Raw genomic sequence first — 18,510 nt, 5'->3', positions numbered from 1 at the left:
TTTGCCATGACCCTCCGCATCAGCAGCAACTTCGACTCCGGCGCCATCGAGGTGCTCTCCATCGACAAGCCCGACGACATCCGCCTGCGCCTTCGGGCCGACCAGGGCGTGGGTGGCGACGCGGCCTTTCGCCAGTGGTTCCACTTCCGCCTTCACGGCGCGGCGGGGCAGGCCGTGCGGCTGGTCTTCGAGAACGCCGCCGAAGCCGCCTATCCGGACGGATGGCCGGGCTACCGCTGTGTGGCTTCGTATGATCGCCGCAACTGGTTCCGCATCGGCGAAACCCGCTTTGAAAACGGCCAGCTGATCGTCGAGCACACGCCTGAGCGCAACAGCATTTATTACGCTTACTTCGAGCCGTACTCCCACGAGCGCCACCTCGATCTGCTCGGCCGTGTGGAAATGTCGCCCTACGCCAGCGTCAGCAATCTCGGTGCCACCGTGGATGGGCGTGATCTTGATCTCGTCACCATCGGCCGCCCAATGCCCGGCAAGCTGCCGATCTGGATCATCGCCCGCCAGCATCCGGGCGAGAGCATGGCCGAATGGTTCGTCGAGGGGCTGCTGGAACGCCTGCTCGACGGCGCCGATCCCGTGGCCCGCCGCATCCGCGAAAAAGCCGTGCTCTACCTCGTGCCCAACATGAATCCGGACGGCGCCATCCGCGGCAATCTGCGTACCAACGCCGCAGGCGCCAACCTCAACCGCGAATGGCGCGAGCCCACGCTGGCCCGCAGCCCCGAAGTGCTGCTGGTGAGGCAGGCCATGGAGGCGAGCGGGGTTGATCTCTTTCTCGACATCCACGGCGACGAAGCACTGCCCTACGTGTTCTTTTCCACGGCCGAGGAAGTGCCCGGTTTTTCGGATGCGCAGCGCGCCCGCCAGGCCCGTTTCGTCGAAGTCTTCCAGGCCGCCAGCCCGGATTTCCAGACCGAGCATGGTTATCTCTCCGGCCGCTTCAAGGATGAACTCCTGACCCTCGCCTCCAAATGGGTGGCGCACCGCTTCGGCTGCGTTTCGATCACGCTGGAAATGCCCTTCAAGGACAACGCCAATCTGCCCGACGGCCTCACCGGCTGGAACGGCGAGCGCAGCAAGCGCCTTGGCGCCGCCATGCTCAACCCCATCCTGGCGCACCTCGCCGACTGAAGAGAGGGCTGCCGCGGAATCGGCTGCCGCAACGCGGCGCAAAATTGATTCCGCTCAAGATAGGTTCGCGACTTCCGATATTGGACATACGTTCAAAACAAGGAGTCGCTCATGGCTGATTCAGGAAAGGCCTTGCCGCCGGCAGGGCCGCATCGAGTGCAACGTGCATGGCCTTGGCTGCTGCTTGGAAGCTGGCTTGCAATAGCGGCCGGGCAGTTATGGTCGCTGCAGGTCGAGGCGGTGCAAAAGGGTGAGCTGTGCAGCACCGCCCCCAGCCAGCCGCTGTGGTCCGAGGGTTCGCAGCGATGACCGAGACCGCAGACAAGTCCATCGACGGCCTTACCGCCTTTCGCGCGCGGGCCGACACACTCCTCGTAGGCACCCTCGGCGCCCATCTGTTGCTGTGCCTGGTTGTCGCCGCAATGACCGATAGCTGGGGCCCGGCCCTGTCGGTGGGCATTCCGGCTTTTGCCGTGCCGCTGCTGCTCAGTCGCAGCGATCCGGGCGGGCTGGTGGCGCGCATTGCCGTGGCCTGTGCCACGATGGTTTTCGCGGCGCTGCTGATTCACCAGACCCACGGCACCATTGAAGCCCACTTCGGCATTTTCGCGCTGCTGGCCTTCATCGTGCTTTACTGCGACTGGCGTCCGCTGGTTGCGGCGGCCGGATTGATCGCCGTGCATCACCTCGGCTTTGCCTGGCTGCAGGCCACCGGCGCCGGGGTCTATGTGTTTCCCCAGATGGAGGGGAGCGTCGTCCGGGTGCTGGTTCACGCGGCCTACGTGGTCGTCGAAACCGGCGTGCTGTGCTACATCGCGGCCATGCTGAAGGGCATGGTGGAAGACGGTGTGGTCGTCTCCAGCTTCTCGGCCCGTGTGGCAGCCGGCTACCTGGATTTCCCCTTCGATCCGAAGCAGATTGCATCCCGGCCCCTGCTCGGCGCCGTGGCGCGCATGCAGACTGAACTGCGCGGCACCCTTGAAGAGGCCCGCAATACGGCCGACAGTCTGCAGGCGCTGTCCGTGCGGCTTACCGCCACATCGCGCTCGATTGCGGACAGCGTGGGTGAGCAGAACAATTCCACTGCGGCGATGGCGGCGGCGGTCGAGGAAATGACTGTTTCCATCAACCAGATTTCAGGCGATGCCACCGAGGCGCGGCGCCTGTCGTCGGATTCGAGCGAGGCGGCAGGGCAGGGCAGCAAGGTCGTCAAGGCCGCCGTGGGCGAAATGTCGGGCATTGCCGGCGTGATCGGCAGCGCCGTCGAACGGGTCGAAGCCCTGGGGCGCGAGTCGGAAAGGGCCGCCGAAGTGGTCACGATCATCAAGGGCATTGCAGACCAGACCAACCTGCTGGCTCTCAATGCCGCCATCGAGGCTGCGCGGGCCGGTGAGCTGGGGCGTGGTTTTGCGGTGGTCGCCGACGAGGTGCGCAAGCTCGCCGAACGCACCACCACGGCAACCAACGAGATCGGCCACATGATGCAGGACATGCGCAGTGCCAAGGAGTCGGTGCTGGGGTGTATCGAAAGTGCCGTGACACTCGTCAATACGGGCGTGGGGCATGCCGGGGAGGCGGGCGATTCTATCGATCTGATCACCGGCCGGGTCTGCGGCGTTGGCGACATTGTCAGCAGCATCTCGGATGCACTGTCCGAGCAGACGACTGCCGCTCATGAAATTGCCCGCCACGTGGAGCGCATTTCCCAGATGTCGGACCGTTCGGCTGCGGCAACGGAGGAAATCGCCCTGGAGGCGCAAACCCTGACAGGCAACGCCGACAGCCTGCGCAGCGCGCTCGCCCGCTTCCATCTTTGAGCGTTTTTCGGCGATTCGAAAAAAATCCCGAAATTTTTGAAATTCGTGTCATCCACCGGGCGAAGCCCTGCGTTAAGGCTGTACAGGTGAGCGATCACCGGTTTTCACAGGAGAAGTCGATGGGCAGTTATTACAACGAGTCCTACGCAGAGTTTCTGGATTCCCTCAAAGCCGCAGGCGTAGTGATCCGCAACGAGAGCGAAGTGCGTGAGCGGCTGGCCGAATCCCAGCGCTGGAGAACGGCCTTCATGACCCTGGCCGCCAACGGTCGTACGCTCGGTATCGAGTTTTCGGTGGCAGGCAAGAGCAGCGATCCGCGTGCCGTGCAGCGTGTGCTTGCCGAACATGCCTTCCCCGCCGAAAAGGAAGCGGCTTTCATCGCCCAGCTTACGGCTGATCGCTGATCGCTGATCGGTCACGGGCGGCGACCCGGCCGGGCCAGACCCGGCAAGTCAAACAAAAACCCTACTTCCCGCACTGCGGTCGGTGGGGTTTTTTTTCGCTCCGGGCCATGTCGAATGGCACGGAAGTCCATCTGTTCCGCTTAAAGTTTGTGGCTGTCGCGTCGTCAATACGAGGACGATATTCTTTTTGGAACAGCCATCCTGAACTCCCGGCTCCAGACTTTTTCCGCTGAGGTTTCTGCCCTTGACGTGATTGCCTTGCAGGCCGCGGTGGTGTCCCATGAGCGGCTCGGCCCGGCTGCCACGGCGTTTGCAACCGAGCTGGCGACCCGGCTGGGCTGTGAGCGGGTTGCCGTCGGCTTTGTCGAGGACCGGTTTTCCCGCGTGGTCGCCATTTCCCACGGGGCGCTCGGCGGTGGCAACACCGAAGCCCTGCGGGCGATCGGTGCAGCCATGGACGAAGCCATCGAGCAGGCGGTGAGCGTCATCGCGCCCGCTCGCCCCGATCTGCCGCCGCGCATCATCCTGGCCCACGAAGAGTTGCTGCGTCGTGAAGGCGGGTTGGTGTGCTCCATTCCCATCGTCGTCAGGCATGAACTCGTGGGTGCGGTGCTGTTCCAGTTCCGCCAGGGGGTGGCGCTGGATGCCGGACGCGTTGCCGAGTGGGAAGACGCCATTGCGCTGGTCGGGCCGGTGCTGCATTTCATGGGGCAGCTCGAGCGTCCCTGGAACAAACGATTGCAGAAGCGCCTGCGGCAAAGTTGGGCAGGTCTGCGTGCGCCAGGCAGCGGGCGCTTGCGCCTTGCTCTGGGCGCCGTGTTTCTGGCCATGGCGGTGCTGCTGCTGGTGCCTTTTGAATACCGCGTGGGCGGGAATGCCCGCGTCGAAGGTGCGATCCAGCGGGTGCTGGTGGCGCCGGTGGATGGTTTTCTCAAGTCGAGCGAGGTTCGCCCGGGCGACCTGGTGAAAGCCGGCCAGGTGCTGGCTGAACTTGCCGAGCAGGATCTGCAGCTCGAACGGAGCAAATGGACCAGCGAACTGGCCCAGCACGAAAACGCCTACGCGGCGGCCATGGCGCGGGCGGATCGCGCACAACTGGTGATCAGCCAGTCCAGGGCCGACGAGGCCCGCGCCCAGCTGGCGCTGGTGGATGAGCAGCTTGGCCGCATCCGTATCGAGGCGCCCTTCGACGGGGTGGTGATTCGTGGCGATCTGAGCCAGTCCCTCGGGGCGCCGGTGCAGCGGGGTGATGCACTGCTGACGGTGGCGCCCCGAGAGCGCTTTCGCGTGATCGTCGAGGTCGATGAGCGGGATATCGCGCGCATCCGGCTTGGCCAGGCGGGCAGCCTGGCCCTGTCGGCGCTGCCCTGGGACACCCTGCCGTTGTCGGTGATCCGCATCACGCCCATGGCCAGTGCGGTGGAAGGGCATAACGTGTTCGAGGTGGAGGCAACGCTGGCCAGCCAGCCGGACAGCCTGCGCCCGGGCCTGCGCGGCGTGGCCAGGATTGCCGTTGGCCGCGAACCGCTGCTGTGGGCATGGACCCATCGCCTCACCGACTGGGTCCGCATCGGCTTGTGGGGCTGGTGGGGACGTTGAATTGAGTTCCAGTCAAACCAGCAGCGCCTTCAGCAGCCAGTGGTACCGGGTGGCAAAACTCCATCCGAGCCTGCGGGCGCAGGTGCGGGTTACGCGGCAGATCTACCGGGACGAGGCGTGGTACGTGCTGGCCGATCCGGTGAGCGGGCGCTTTCACCGCATGAACGCCGCGGCCTACGCGTTTGTGGGGCGCTGCGACGGCACACGCAGCGTCGATGCGCTGGCCGAGGCCTTGCTCGCCGATGACCCGGACACGGCGCTGACCCAGGATGAAATCGTGCGCCTGCTGGTACAGCTCAATCAGCGCGGCCTGATCCAGTGCGAAGTCACGCCGGACGTGGAGGCGATCTTCAAGCGACACGACAGCGAACAGCGCCAGGTGCGCCGTGCGGGCGTGAACCCGCTGGCCTTCAAGCTGCGCCTGGGCGACCCGAGCAGCCTTCTGGCCCGTTTCGATCCCTGGTTGCGCACCCTTGTTTCGATCCCTGCCTTGCTGGTGTGGCTGGCGGTGGTGGTGGCCGGCGTGGTGATTGCGGCGATGTACGCCGAGGCGCTGACTTCTGCCGCGCGCACCTGGATGTCGACGCCGCGCTTCCTGCTGATCGCCTGGCTGCTCTATCCGCCGATCAAGGCGATCCACGAACTGGCCCACGGGCTGGCGATTCGCCGTTTTGGCGGCGAAGTGCACGAGATGGGCATCAGTCTGCTGCTGCTCACGCCGGCACCTTATGTCGATGCTTCGGCCGCGTCGGCCTTGCGTAATGCCGGCAAGCGGCTGGTCGTGAGCGCGGCCGGCATCATTGCCGAACTCTTTCTGGCGGCCCTTGCGCTGATCGTCTGGGTGCTGGTCGAGCCCGGCCTGGTGCGTGACGTGGCGCTGGTGGTGGCGGTCATCGGCGGGGTGTCGACGGTGCTGTTCAACGGCAACCCGCTGTTGCGTTTCGACGGCTACTACGTGCTGTGCGACGCGTTCGACCTGCCGAATCTGGCAACCCGCAGCCAGGCCTTCTGGCGTCACCTGTTGCTCGGCAAATTGCTGCACCTTGCCGATGTGCCCTCGCCCGAGCCGGGGCGGGGCGAGCGGCCCTGGCTGTTTTTCTACGCGCCGGCGTCGTGGGTATGCCGGGTGCTGCTGTCGATTGCCATCGTCGGCTGGGTCGGAAGCTGGTCGATGGTTCTGGGCACGCTGGCCGGCGTCGGGCTGGTGATTGCGCTGTTTCTCAAGCCCGTATTCATCTTCTGGCGCAACCTGTTGCGCATGGCCCTGCCCGTGCAGCAGCGCCGGCGGGCGCTGCGTGCTGCCGGTGTGCTGAGCCTGGCGGTGTTTGTCCTCGTCGGCCTGGTGCCGTTTCCGTTTGCGACGACGGCTCTGGGGGTCGTGTGGGTTCCCGAGCAGGCCCAGGTGCGGGCGGGCACCGACGGGTTCATCCTGGCGCTGGAGGCCGGTAACGGCGAACACGTTGCGGCGGGCCAGGTGCTGGCACGGCTCGAGGACGCGCGGCTGGTGGCCGAGGCCGGCAAGCTGCGCAGTCAGCTCGAAGGCCTCGATGCCGATCTTTTTCAGGCCATGCAGCGCGATCCGGTCAAGGTCCGCGACGTCGAAGCCGAGATCGAGCGGATCAAGGCGCGGCTTGGGCGTGTCGAGGAGTTGCAGGGCTACCTGGTGTTGCGGGCCGGTGTGAGCGGCCAGCTGGCCATGCCTCGGCAGGCCGACGTGGAAGGGGCTTTCGTGCCCCGCGGTGCGCTGCTCGGGCACATCCTTACCGGCGAAGCTGCCACCGTTCGGGTGGCCGTGGAGCAGAACGTGGCCGCCCTTGTGCGCAGTGGTACGCGCGGTTTTTCGGTGCGGCTTGCCGAGGCGCCGGAACACGCGCTGCCGGCCCGCCTGCTGCGAGCGGTGCCGGCTGCCACCGAAAAGCTGCCCAGTGCTGCGCTGGGCGAATACGCCGGCGGGGCGCTGCCGGTTGACCCGGCCGACAAGGATCACCAGCGCACGCCAGCACCGGTTTTCGTCTTCGACCTCGTTCTCGACGGCCAGGTGCTCGACCGGGCCGGTGGCCGGGCCTGGGTGCGCTTCGACCATGGCTGGGCGCCGCTTGCCGTGCAGTGGGGGCGTCAGCTGAAGCAGTTGTTCCTGCGCCACTTCAACCCGGGCACATGAATTTGCCGCGCCATCTCGAACTTCGCGCCCCCTTGCCGGGGCTGGTGTGGGGAGCCTACCCGGAGCGTCGGGAGGCGCCGCGGACCCGCTGGCCGTGGCAGCGGGCCCCTTACCGGAAGCGCCTGGCAGCGGTGCGGGCCGCCGTGGTGATGTGGCGGGCGCTCGACGAGGCCGCCTTTGCGGCGCGCCTGAGGCTTGAGCAGGGGCGGCTCGGTCGCGACGGACTGACCGGCGAGCGCGTCGTCGAGGCGCTTGCTGCAGCCGTCGATGCCGCCCGCCGCAGCCTGGGTGTGGACGCCTACGACACCCAGATCCACGCTGCGCTGGTGATGCTCGACAACCGCCTCGCCGAGATGGCGACGGGGGAGGGCAAGACCCTTGCCGCTGCGCTGGCCGCGGCCGTGGGGGCGCTGGCGGGCATGCCGGTGCATGTCTTGACCTCCAATGATTATCTGGTGGAGCGTGACGCCACCCAGCTCGCGCCCTTCTTCGGCAGCCTGGGGCTGCGGGTGGACTACGTGACCGGGCCGATGGACGAGGCCCGGCGTCGTATCGCCTACGCGGCGTCGGTGAGCTACGTCACCGCCCGTGAGCTGGTTTTCGATTATTTGCGTGATGGCCAGCGCCGGGGCTTTGCGCGCAGTGATCTGCAGCGCCGGGCCGCCACCCTGAGCGGTACCGAAGCGGGCCGGCCGCTGCTGCGCGGTTTGTGCATGGCCGTGGTCGATGAAGCCGACAGCCTGCTGATCGACGAGGCGATGATGCCGCTGATCCTTTCGCGCCAGGTGCAGGACAGTGCGGCGCGGGCCTTCTTCTGGCAGGCCTGGTCACTGGCGGGCGAGCTGGAATCGGGCCGCGACTTTCATCCGGATGCCGTCGCCATGCGGGTTCAGCTTACCGGGGCCGGGCGCGCGCGCCTGCTTGAGCGCGCGCTGCCGCTGGGGGGGCGCTGGCGCTCGGCCCGCCTGCGCGACGAGGTGGTGGGCATGGCGCTGGCCGCTCGGCACCTGTATCGGCGCGATGTGCATTACCTGGTGCGCGACGGAAAGATCGAGATCGTCGACGAGATCACCGGTCGGGCCGCACCCGGCCGGGTGTGGTCGCGGGGGTTGCACGGCCTGGTCGAGCTGAAGGAGGGTTGCCGCCCTTCGCCCGGCGCCGAAACCCTGGCGCAGATCACCTTTCAGCGGTTTTTCCCCCGGTATCACCGTCTTGGTGGCATGAGCGGCACGCTTCGCGAAGCGCGTGCAGAGCTGCGCGAGGTGTATGGACTGGATGTAGTGTGCATTTCGCCACGTATGCCAAGCTCAAGAAAATCGGCGCCGGGCCGTTTATACGGGGCAGGAAACGCTTTGTGGGATGCTGTCACCCGAAGGGTGGCGGAGCTCTCCGGGCAGGGTCGGCCGGTGCTGGTGGGAACCGCCTCGGTTGCCGAGTCTGAAGCCTTGTCGGCGCGCTTGACGGCGGCCGGAGTGTGGCACGCGGTGCTCAATGCCCGCTTTGATGCCGAGGAGGCCGCAATTGTGGCGCGGGCCGGTGAGCCCGGCCAGGTTACGGTGGCGACGAACATGGCCGGGCGTGGGACGGATATTCCGCTGGCTGCCGGTGTGGCGGCGGCGGGGGGGCTGCATGTGATGTGTTGTCAGTTCAATGCGTCGCGGCGGATCGACCGGCAGCTGGAGGGGCGTTGTGCCCGCCAGGGTGATCCGGGAAGCGTCGAGACGTGGATCAGCATTGCCACGCCGCGGGTGGCCGAAGTGTCGCTGCTCGGTGCGCTGGCAAAGCGGGCCAAGCAGGATGAGGACGGTCGGGTCGTGCTGGGCCCGCGTCTGTTGCGCTGGGTGCTGGCCGGTTACCAGTGGGGGCAGGCGCAAAGGGAAAGACGTGCGCGGCGCAGTTTGCTGGCGGCGGATCGCGAGTGGGATAAGGGATTGTCCTTTTGCGGTCCCGGGGAATGATGACAATGTCGAAATGGATTGTGTGCTGTGTCTGCTGGAGCTTGTCCTGGGTGGCTGCCGCTGCTGCCCCGGCCGCCGCGCCGTCGACGCTCGGCTGCCTGATCGAGCCCGACAGGGTGGCTGATCTTGGGAGTTCCGTCATTGGCGTGCTGGAAAGCCTTCGGGTCGAACGCGGCGACGTGGTGAAGAAGGGACAGGTGCTGGCTGCGCTGCGCAGTGATGTGGAGCGGGCCACCGCCGAAGTGGCGCGCTCCCGCGCGACAACCGAGGCCGACTTGCGCGCCGCTGAGGCCAACCGGGATCTGGCCCGCCAGAAAATGCGCCGGGCAGAAGAATTGGTAGCGAAAAACTTCATCGCCCAGCAGGCGCTGGACCAGGCCCGCACCGATTTTCAGGTGGCCGAGCACAAGATGCTGCAGTCCCGCGAGCAATTGCGGGTGTGGGGCCGCGAACTCGGGGTGGCCCAGGCCCAGGTGGGCTTGCGCGTGATTCGCAGTCCTTTTGACGGCGTAGTGGTCGAGCGCTACCTGTCGCAGGGTGAGCGGGTTGAGGAAAAGCCGGTTTTCAGGGTGGCGAAGATCGATCCGCTGCGGATCGAGGTGATCGTGCCGGCCGCCCGCTTCGGCACCATCCGTGCCGGCGACGTGGCCAGCGTGAAGCCCGAGCTGCCGGGCGCGGGGCCGGTGGAGGCCACTGTCGCTCTGGTCGACAAGGTGGTCGATGCGGCCAGCAACACCTTCCGGGTTCGCCTTGCACTGCCCAATGCCGACCAGCGCCTGCCAGCCGGTCTGCGCTGCCGGATCACCTTCAGCGAGCCGGCGCCGCTTGCGGCAGCGCCCGTTGCAGGCACCGGGGCTAGGCTTGTGGGTGGCATGCACATGGACTCCAGCCTTTCTTCGTTCAAGGAAAAACCCCGGCGCTGAGGGGATGACCGAATGAACATTCGCCGGCACCCCAAGGCCCTGATCGAAACCTTCGAGTCGCGCATTCTGTATTCGGCCGATCCCGGCCCTGCAGGCCTGGCCGCGGCCGTGCTGGGTGGTTTCGAGCAGCCGGGGAACGGCACCGGCGGCGCGGTGCAGCAGGGCGGCAGCGAACTGGTTTTTGTCGACTCGCGGGTGCCGGATATCCAGCAACTGCTCGACGATCTGGCTGCCCAGCAGCGTGCCGGGCGCACCGTCGAAGTCTTCGTGGTAGGCAGCGACGACGATGGGCTTGCGCTGATCGGCGCAAGCCTTGCCGGGCGTCACGACATTGCGGCCGTGCATGTGCTTGGGCACGGCAGCGCAGGCGTGGCCGAAGTGGGCGCCACCCGCCTCGACGCGGAATCCGTGTTCCTGCGGGCCGGCGAGATCGCCGCGTGGGGCGATGCGCTGAGCGTCGATGCCGATCTGCTGCTTTATGGATGTGACGTGGCCGCCGACGCGGGTGGCCGTTCGCTCGTATCGGCCCTGGCCCAGCTGACCGGCGCCGACGTGGCGGCCAGTGACGACCTCACCGGTGCCGCGGCGCTGGGGGGCGACTGGAACCTGGAATACACCACCGGCAGCATCGAAACGGCCGTTGCGCCCAGCGTGTTTGAGCAACAGGCGTGGTCCGGCATTCTCGCGATCAGCGCCAACGGCACGGCGACGTCCACCAACACCACCAACACCAGCACGACGCCCCTGAGCTGGTCGCACACGGTTGCGGCCGGAAGCAATCGCGTGATGTTCGTGGAGCTGTCCATCAGTACGAGCGGAACATATGCCACAGGGGTGACCTATGGCGGCGTGGGGATGACGCTTGTCGGTCGTTCCAGCAGCGGCGTTGTTCCGGTCGAGATCTGGAAACTGGTCAACCCGACGGTGGGTACGGCCAGCGTCGTGGCCAGTTTTTCGGCGACGACCGCGGCGGCCGGCGGGGCGACGACCTACAACGGGGTCGATCAGACGACGCCGGTGCGTGGCAGTTTCGTGAGCGCGTTTGGCAACAGCACGACGGTTTCGGTCACGGTGGCCAGTGCGCCTGGCGATCTGGTCATCGATGCCCAGTCGTGGCAGGGCCTGCCGAGTGGCGGGGCGCCCGGTCCGGGGCAGACCATCACGTGGTCGCAGCAGAACGCGAGCATCACCGGCGGCTCGACCTCGGAAGCCGGCGCGGCGTCGGTCGAGATGAGCAGCAGTTTTGGTTCATCCACCAACTGGGTGATCGGGGCCGTGTCGCTCAAGGCGGCGGCTGGCATCACGGTTACGCCGATCAGCGGGCTGACGGTGACCGAAGGCGGTGGCACCGCGCAGTTCAGCGTTGTGCTCGATAGCGCCCCGACGGCCAACGTCACGGTCGGCCTCACCAGTTCCAACACCCGGGAAGGCACGCTGTCGGCCTCCAGCCTGACCTTCACCACCGCCAACTGGAACGTGGCCCAGACGGTGACGGTGACGGGCGTGGACGACACCTACATCGACGGCAACACCGCGTTTTCGGTGCTCACCGCGGCGGCCACCAGCACCGACCCGGCCTACAGCGGACTGAATCCCGCCGACGTGTCGCTCATCAATACCGACAACGATACGGTGAATACCCTTGTTGTCGATACGACCAGCGACACCAGCGGCGCCAACGACGGCACGACCACCAGCATCGCCGCGCTGATGGCCAACAAGGGCACGGACGGCAAGATCAGCCTGCGCGAGGCGATCACCGCGGCCAACGCCACGGCCAATGGTTCCGGTGGCGCCGACCGCATTCATTTTGCGATCAGCGGCACCGGCATCCACACCATCACGCTGGGCTCGCTGCTGCCCGACATCGTCGACGCGCTCAGCATCGACGCCACCACCGATGACAGCTTCACCGCGGCGGGCAGTCGCCCGGCCATCGTGCTGGACGGTGGCAATATCGTGCAGGACGGCCTTCGGCTTTACCCCGGCTCGGGCGGCAGCACCATTCGCGGTTTGATCATCCAGAGCTTCACGCAGGACGGCATCGACATCGGCTCGTCCAGCGGCAACACCGTCGCCGGAAACTGGATCGGCCTCAACTCCGCCGGCACGGGGGCGGCCGGCAACCAGCAGGGCGTGAATATCTGGAACGCCAACAACAACATCATCGGCGGCATTACCGCCGCCGATCGCAACGTGCTGTCGGGCAACACGGGAGAAGGCGTTTATATCGGCACCGACAACGCCACCAGCACGGGCAACCAAATTCGCGGCAACTACATCGGCCTGAACGCCGCCGGCACGGCTGCCGTCGGCAACTTGAACTTGGGGGTGTTGATCGAATCCGGTGCGTCCAACACGGTGGGGGGCAGCAGCACCGCATACGGCAACGTGATCGCCGGTACGCTGAACTTCGAAGGCATTCGGCTGGGCGCGACTGCCTCGTCCACCACCGTGTCCGCCAACGTCATCGGCCTGGCCGCCGACGGCAGTACGGTGCTGGGCAATGCCGCGGGCGGTGTGGCGATCTACTCGGCCAACAACACCATTGGCGGAACGACGGCAGGCGCCCGCAACATCATCTCGGGTAACGCCAGCGGCGTTATCGTCAGCGGCGCGTCGGCCACCGGCAACCTGATCGTCGGCAACTACATCGGCACCGACAGCACCGGCTTGCTCGATCGCGGCAACACCGCGGACGGTGTGCTTATTGAAGCCGGGGCAAGCAGCAACACCTTGGGGGGCAGCACCGCCGGACACCGCAACATCATCAGCGGCAACAACCAGGATGGCGTCCAGGTTGACGGCGAAACCTCCGACAACAACACCGTGCGGGGCAACTGGATCGGCATCAATGCCGCCGGCACGGCCACGCTGGGCAACAGCGGTGATGGTGTTTACATCAGTTCCGGCGCCGACGGCACCAATGTGGGCGGCTCGACGGCTGCCGAGGGCAACTGGATCGCCGCCGGGTTGGAGGGGGTGGAGGTCGATGGCCCCACCGCCGGCACGAACATTCGCAACAACCGCATCGGCACCGATGTGGCGGGCACAGCCAACTGGGGCATGCAGGCAAATGGCATCCTGATCGAAAACTCCCTTGGCGGTGCCGGGCCCACCAATATTTACATCTCCAGCAACACGGTGGCTTTCAGCGGGCAGAGCAGTGCCTACGATGCGGGCATCGCAGTGCTCGGCACGGGAGGCGCCAACATCAGCATCAGCGCCAACTCGATCTACTCCAACGTGGGGATGGGCATCGACCTGGGCGTTGCCGGCGTTACCGCCAACGACGCGGGCGATGCCGACACCGGCCCCAACCAGCTGCAGAACTTCCCGGTGCTGACCCTGGCCAAGACCAACGGCAGCGACACGCTGACCGTGGGCGGCACCTTGAACAGCACCGCCAGTACCAGCTTCAAGATCGAGGTTTTCTCCAACCCGACGCTGGATGCTGGCGGCTATGGCGAAGGAAGGACGAGCCTGGGCACTTTTGTCGTCACCACCAATGCCAGCGGCGATGTCACGTTCTCTAACCCGTTCTCGGTTGCCGTGGCCGTGGGCCAGTACATTACCGCCACGGCATCGCGCTACAGCGGCGGCTTTACCTTCGAGACCTCCGAGTTTTCACGCGGTGTCGCCGCGATTTCGAGCACCCAGGCAAGCATCACCGTCGATACCGTCAGCGACACCAGCGCCGCTAACGATGGTGACACCACCAGCCTCAGCACGCTGCTGGCCAACAAGGGCAGCGATGGTTTCGTCAGCCTGCGCGAGGCGATCATCGCGGCCAACAACACCGCCAACGGCACGGGTGGCGCAGACCGGATTGAGTTCAGCATCGCCGGCCCGGGGCCCCATTCGATCGCCCTCACCGCGGCCCTGCCCACCGTCACGCAGGCCGTGATCATCGACGGCACCGTTGAGCCCGACTTCGCCGGCACGCCGGTGATTGAGCTCAACGGTGCCGGCGCCGGTGCTTCTTCCAGTGGCATCTTGCTGGGCAGCGGCAGTTCGGGCAGCACGGTCAAGGGCTTGGTCATCAACCGCTTTTCCCTGAGCGGCATTCGTATCGAAGGTGGCTCGGGCGGCAACCTGATCACCGGCAACTACATCGGTACCGACACCACCGGCCTGCTTGATCGCGGCAATACCAAGTGGGGCTTAGACCTGGAAGTCTCGGGCGGCAACAACGTCATCGGGGGCAGCAGCGCGGCCTTGCGCAACGTAATCTCCGGCAACGACCTGGGCGGGGTTTCCTTCAACGGTGCCCCCGTTACCGGCAACCTGCTGCAAGGCAACTATATCGGTGCGGGCAGCGACGGCACGACAGCGGTGGGCAACGGCGGCTATGGCGGCGTTCTGGTACTCAACGGCGCGAGTGCCACGATTGGCGGCGTCGGTGCCGGCCTGGGCAACCTCATTGCGTACAACACCGGCCGTGGTCTGGACGTGAGGCTTGGCACTGCCACAATTCTTGGCAACGCCATCGTCGGCAACAGCACTCTGGGCATCGACCTGGGCGACAACGGGAGCGTGGAGGTCAATGACACCGGCGACGGAGATACCGGCGCCAACACCCTCCAGAACTACCCCGTCCTGACATCGGCGACTTATGGGGGTGACCGGGTGCTGATTGTCGGCACGCTGAACTCCACTGCGTCCACCACCTTCCGCCTCGAGTTTTTCAGTTCAGTGTCGGGCGACGCCAGTGCCCATGGCGAGGGTCAGGTGTTCCTGGGGGCCGCCAGCGTCACCACCGACTCCAGCGGTAACGCCAGCTTCAGCGTGCGCCTGACCGGCACAGGCATGACAAGCAGCCGTGTCGTGAGCGCGACGGCCACGGTGGATCTGGGGGGCGGCACCTACGGCGGTACCTCGGAATTCAGCGCCAACATCAATTCCGTTGCGGCGGGGCCAACGGTCTCCGTGCCCCCGACGCAGACCGTGGCCGAGGATGGCTCGCTGGTCTTTTCGTCCGTCAACGGCAACGCGATCACCGTGGGCGACGGCATGGCCGGCGACGGACGACTGCAGGTGGCGCTGGCATCGCCGAACGGCACGCTGACGCTCGGCGGCACGGCTGGTCTCACGATCATGGGCGGCGCCAACGGCAGCGCTGGCATGGTGCTGTGGGGCACCAAGAGCGCGCTCAATGCCGCGCTGAACGGGCTGGTGTTCACGCCTGCCGGCAATTTCAACGGCAGCGCGTCGATCAGCGTCACCTCTGCGCTGGCCGCAGACCTGGCGGGCTACTACCCGTTCTCCGGCGGCAGCGCGGCTGACCAGGCCGCCGGAACCATGCAGAACGGCACCCTTCTGGGCAACGCCACCGTTGTGACTGACCCTGCCCGGGGCGAGGTGCTGAATCTCGACGGCAATGGGGATGCGCTTCAGATCGACAGCCTGTTCGGGCAAGCACCGAACGTCACGGTCGGTGGCTGGGTGAACCTGTCTGCGCTCTCGTCCGGCAGGGCCGAGTTCATTTCGCTCAACGACCGGGTGCATCTTGCGCTGGACGATGCAGGCGGTGTGAAGGGCTCGGTTCAGGTCTCGGCCGGGGCCTGGACCGACCTGAACTCGAACCGCTTTCTTGCCGGCACCGGCTGGCACCACGTGATGTATGTGTTCGACGATGCCAATGATGTGCATTCGCTGTATATCGACGGCAGCCTCATCGTTTCGGCGGCCAACACCAACACCATCTATTACACGGGCGCGACCACCACCTACATCGGCCGTCACCCCACCACCACGCCGGGCTTCGATTTTGAGGGCCAGCTGGACGACGTGCGCATCTATGACCGCGCGCTGACGGCCACCGAGGTGGGGGCATTGGCCATCGACTTCGATCGCGCGACGAGCGCCATTGCCGTTACGGTTACCGCGGGCAATGACGCTCCCACATTCGATGCGGCGGATTTCGTTGCGGCCACGTCCATCGGCGCCGGCAACGACCGGGCCTACGCCACGGTCGTCCAGCCTGACGGCAAGATCGTCGTTGCCGGCTATACCCACAACGGCAGCAACCTCGATTTTGTGCTGGTGCGCTACAACGCAGACGGCACGCTCGACACCGGCTTCGGCGGGGGCGACGGCATCGTTACCCAGGCCATCGGTACCGGCGACGACGAGGCGTACGCGGTGGCGCTCCAGGCCGACGGAAAGATCCTGGTTGCCGGTCGCACGGTGAACGGCACGTTCTTTGACTTCGCCGTGCTTCGCTACACGGCCGACGGCCTGCTCGACACCACCTTTGGCGGCGGCGACGGCATTGTCATCACCGATTTCGGCGCCAGTAGCAACGACACGGTGTCGGCCGTGCTGGTGCAGAGTGACGGAAAGATCGTGGTGGGCGGAACCTCGGCAAACGACTTTGCCGTAGCCCGTTACCTGTCCGACGGCACGCTCGACACCTCGTTCAGCGGGGACGGCAAGCAAACCCTGGATATCGCCATCGCGAACGACGAAGGCCGCGGCCTGGCGCTCCAGACCGACGGCAAGATCGTTCAGGCCGGTACGGGCTTTGTTGGAGGTGTGCAGAATTTTGCCCTTGTCCGCTACAACGCCGATGGCTCCGTCGACACCGGCTTTGGCGGGGGCGACGGCATCGTCACCACTGCCATCAGCACCGACTGGAATATCGCCCAGGCCGTCGAGGTGCAATCCGACGGAAAGATCGTGGTCGGGGGCTATTCGCGCGGTTTAAGCGACAACGATTTCACCATCGTCCGCTACACGAGCACCGGCACACTCGACACCAGTTTTGGCGGCGGCGACGGCATTGTCACCACCAACTGGGGGAGCGGCGACTCGGTTTGGGGCATGAGCCTGCAGAGCGATGACAAGATCGTAGTGGCCGGCGGAACCGGGAGTTACGACCTTGCGGTGGCCCGCTACCTGTCCGACGGCTCGCTGGACACCAGCTTCAGCGGAGACGGCAAGCAGACGATCAATCTGAAATTCCTGGAAATCCTGTATGCCGTTGATGTGGCCCCGGATGGACGCATCGTTGCGGCGGGCTATACCAGCGATGGCGGTAGCCAGGATTTTGTCCTGACCCGCCTGACGAGCAGCGGCGAACTCGATACCCGTGCCAATTCGGGCACCACCTCGCTTGGCGGCACCGTCAGCTACACGGAAAACGGTTCGGCCGTCGTTCTCGACAGCAATGTCCGCATCTACGACACCGAACTCAGCGCCGCCAACAACTTCAATGGCGCCACGCTCACGCTGGTGCGCAGCGGCGGGGCCAGCGCCCAGGACGTGTTCTCGGCGACCGGCAATCTCGCCGCGCTGACCCAGGGCGGCAACCTCGTCCTGAGCGGCATCACGGTTGGCACCGTAACCACCCACTCGGCCGGAACGCTGCTGCTCACCTTCAACTCCAGCGCCACGCAGGCACGAATCAACGAGGTGATGAACTCGATCGCCTACGCCAACAGCTCCGACACCCCGCCGGCCAGCGTCGTGATCAACTGGACGTTCAACGACGGCAACACCGGCGCCCAGGGCACGGGCGGCGCGCTCACCGCCACCGGCAGCACCACCGTGAGCATCACCGCGGTGAACGATGCTCCGGTTGTCACCACTACTGGAACGGCACTGGCCTACACCGAGAACGCTGCTGCGACGGCGGTGGACAGCGGCCTGACGGTGTCCGACGTGGATACCGCCACCCTCGCCAGCGCCACGGTCAGCCTCACCGCCGGCTTCGTCAGTGGCCAGGACGTGCTGGCCTTCACCAACCAGAACGGCATCACCGGCAGCTGGAACGCCGGCACCGGCGTGCTGACGCTCAGCGGCAGCGCCACGCTGGCGAACTATCAGAGCGCGCTGCGGAGCGTCACCTACCTGAACAGCTCGGACGCCCCCAGCACGGCCACCCGCACGGTTGCCTTCGTCACCAGTGACGGCAGCGCCAGCAGCGCCGCCGTCACGCGCGACATCGCCGTCACCGCGGTGAACGACGCCCCGGTTGTCACCACTACCGGCACGGTACTGGCCTACACCGAGAACGACGCCGCCACCGTGGTGGACAGCAGCCTGACCGTCTCCGACGTGGACACCGCCACCCTGGCCAGCGCCACGGTCAGCATCACCGCCGGCTTTGTCACTGGCCAGGACACCCTGGCCTTCACCAACCAGAACGGCATCACCGGCAGCTGGAGCGCCGGCACCGGCGTGCTGACACTCAGCGGCAGTGCCACGCTGGCGAACTACCAGACGGCGCTGCGCAGCGTTACTTACATCAACACCTCGGATAATCCGAGCGCGGCCACCCGCACGGTTTCCTTCGTCACCAGTGACGGCAGCGCCAGCAGCAGCGCTGCCACGCGCGACATCACCATCACCGCGGTGAACGACGCCCCGGTTGTCACCACCAGCGGCAGCGCGCTGGCCTACACCGAGAACGACAGCGCCACCGCGGTGGACACCGGCCTGACCGTCTCCGACGTGGACACCGCCACCCTGGCCAGCGCCACGGTCAGCATCACC

General features: G+C 66.2%; 8 protein-coding genes. All 8 read left to right on the top strand.

Going from position 1 to position 18,510, the window contains the following annotated elements; genetic code table 11:
- Positions 1 to 6 precede the first annotated feature (6 nt).
- Positions 7 to 1,149 (top strand): M14-type cytosolic carboxypeptidase, encoded by a 1,143-nt coding sequence (locus Q1W26_RS09520; protein WP_300439000.1) that lies wholly within the window; start codon positions 7 to 9, stop codon positions 1,147 to 1,149.
- Positions 1,150 to 1,454: 305 nt separating this feature from the next.
- On the top strand, positions 1,455 to 2,966 hold the full coding sequence (locus tag Q1W26_RS09515) for a methyl-accepting chemotaxis protein (RefSeq protein ID WP_300438997.1): 1,512 nt from the start codon (positions 1,455 to 1,457) through the stop codon (positions 2,964 to 2,966).
- A 119-nt stretch (positions 2,967 to 3,085) separates the two neighbouring features.
- A complete protein-coding gene (locus Q1W26_RS09510) occupies positions 3,086 to 3,370 on the top strand; it encodes a hypothetical protein (protein ID WP_300438994.1) in 285 nt (94 codons plus the stop codon).
- 249 nt (positions 3,371 to 3,619) lie between these two features.
- Complete coding sequence (locus Q1W26_RS09505) at positions 3,620 to 4,969, top strand: HlyD family efflux transporter periplasmic adaptor subunit (protein WP_300438992.1); 1,350 nt, start codon at positions 3,620 to 3,622, stop codon at positions 4,967 to 4,969.
- Between the two features lies 1 nt (position 4,970).
- Positions 4,971 to 7,130 carry a PqqD family peptide modification chaperone gene (locus tag Q1W26_RS09500; RefSeq protein ID WP_300438990.1) on the top strand — a complete coding sequence of 720 codons (2,160 nt, stop codon included), beginning with the start codon at positions 4,971 to 4,973 and terminating at the stop codon, positions 7,128 to 7,130.
- On the top strand, positions 7,127 to 9,088 hold the full coding sequence (locus Q1W26_RS09495; protein ID WP_300438988.1) for a preprotein translocase subunit SecA: 1,962 nt from the start codon (positions 7,127 to 7,129) through the stop codon (positions 9,086 to 9,088). The genes Q1W26_RS09500 and Q1W26_RS09495 overlap by 4 nt, the downstream gene beginning before the upstream one ends.
- Before the next feature lie 5 nt (positions 9,089 to 9,093).
- Complete coding sequence (locus tag Q1W26_RS09490) at positions 9,094 to 10,011, top strand: efflux RND transporter periplasmic adaptor subunit (protein WP_300438986.1); 918 nt, start codon at positions 9,094 to 9,096, stop codon at positions 10,009 to 10,011.
- A 12-nt stretch (positions 10,012 to 10,023) separates the two neighbouring features.
- A partial coding sequence (locus Q1W26_RS09485) for a DUF4347 domain-containing protein (RefSeq protein ID WP_300438984.1) occupies positions 10,024 to 18,510 on the top strand: 8,487 nt, incomplete at its 3' end.

The organism is Zoogloea sp. (genome assembly GCF_030157465.1).
GTDB lineage: Bacteria > Pseudomonadota > Gammaproteobacteria > Burkholderiales > Rhodocyclaceae > Zoogloea.
The sequence above is the reverse complement of the archived record's forward strand: the minus strand, read 5'-3'. Positions and strand labels throughout refer to the sequence as shown.

What these genes read in the sequence shown, in the direction of transcription:
- Q1W26_RS09520 (WP_300439000.1), top strand. Translation starts at nt 7, where the DNA reads ATGACCCTCCGCATCAGCAGCAACTTCGACTCCGGCGCCATCGAGGTG.
- Q1W26_RS09515 (WP_300438997.1), top strand. Translation starts at nt 1,455, where the DNA reads ATGACCGAGACCGCAGACAAGTCCATCGACGGCCTTACCGCCTTTCGC.
- Q1W26_RS09510 (WP_300438994.1), top strand. Translation starts at nt 3,086, where the DNA reads ATGGGCAGTTATTACAACGAGTCCTACGCAGAGTTTCTGGATTCCCTC.
- Q1W26_RS09495 (WP_300438988.1), top strand. Translation starts at nt 7,127, where the DNA reads ATGAATTTGCCGCGCCATCTCGAACTTCGCGCCCCCTTGCCGGGGCTG.
- Q1W26_RS09490 (WP_300438986.1), top strand. Translation starts at nt 9,094, where the DNA reads ATGTCGAAATGGATTGTGTGCTGTGTCTGCTGGAGCTTGTCCTGGGTG.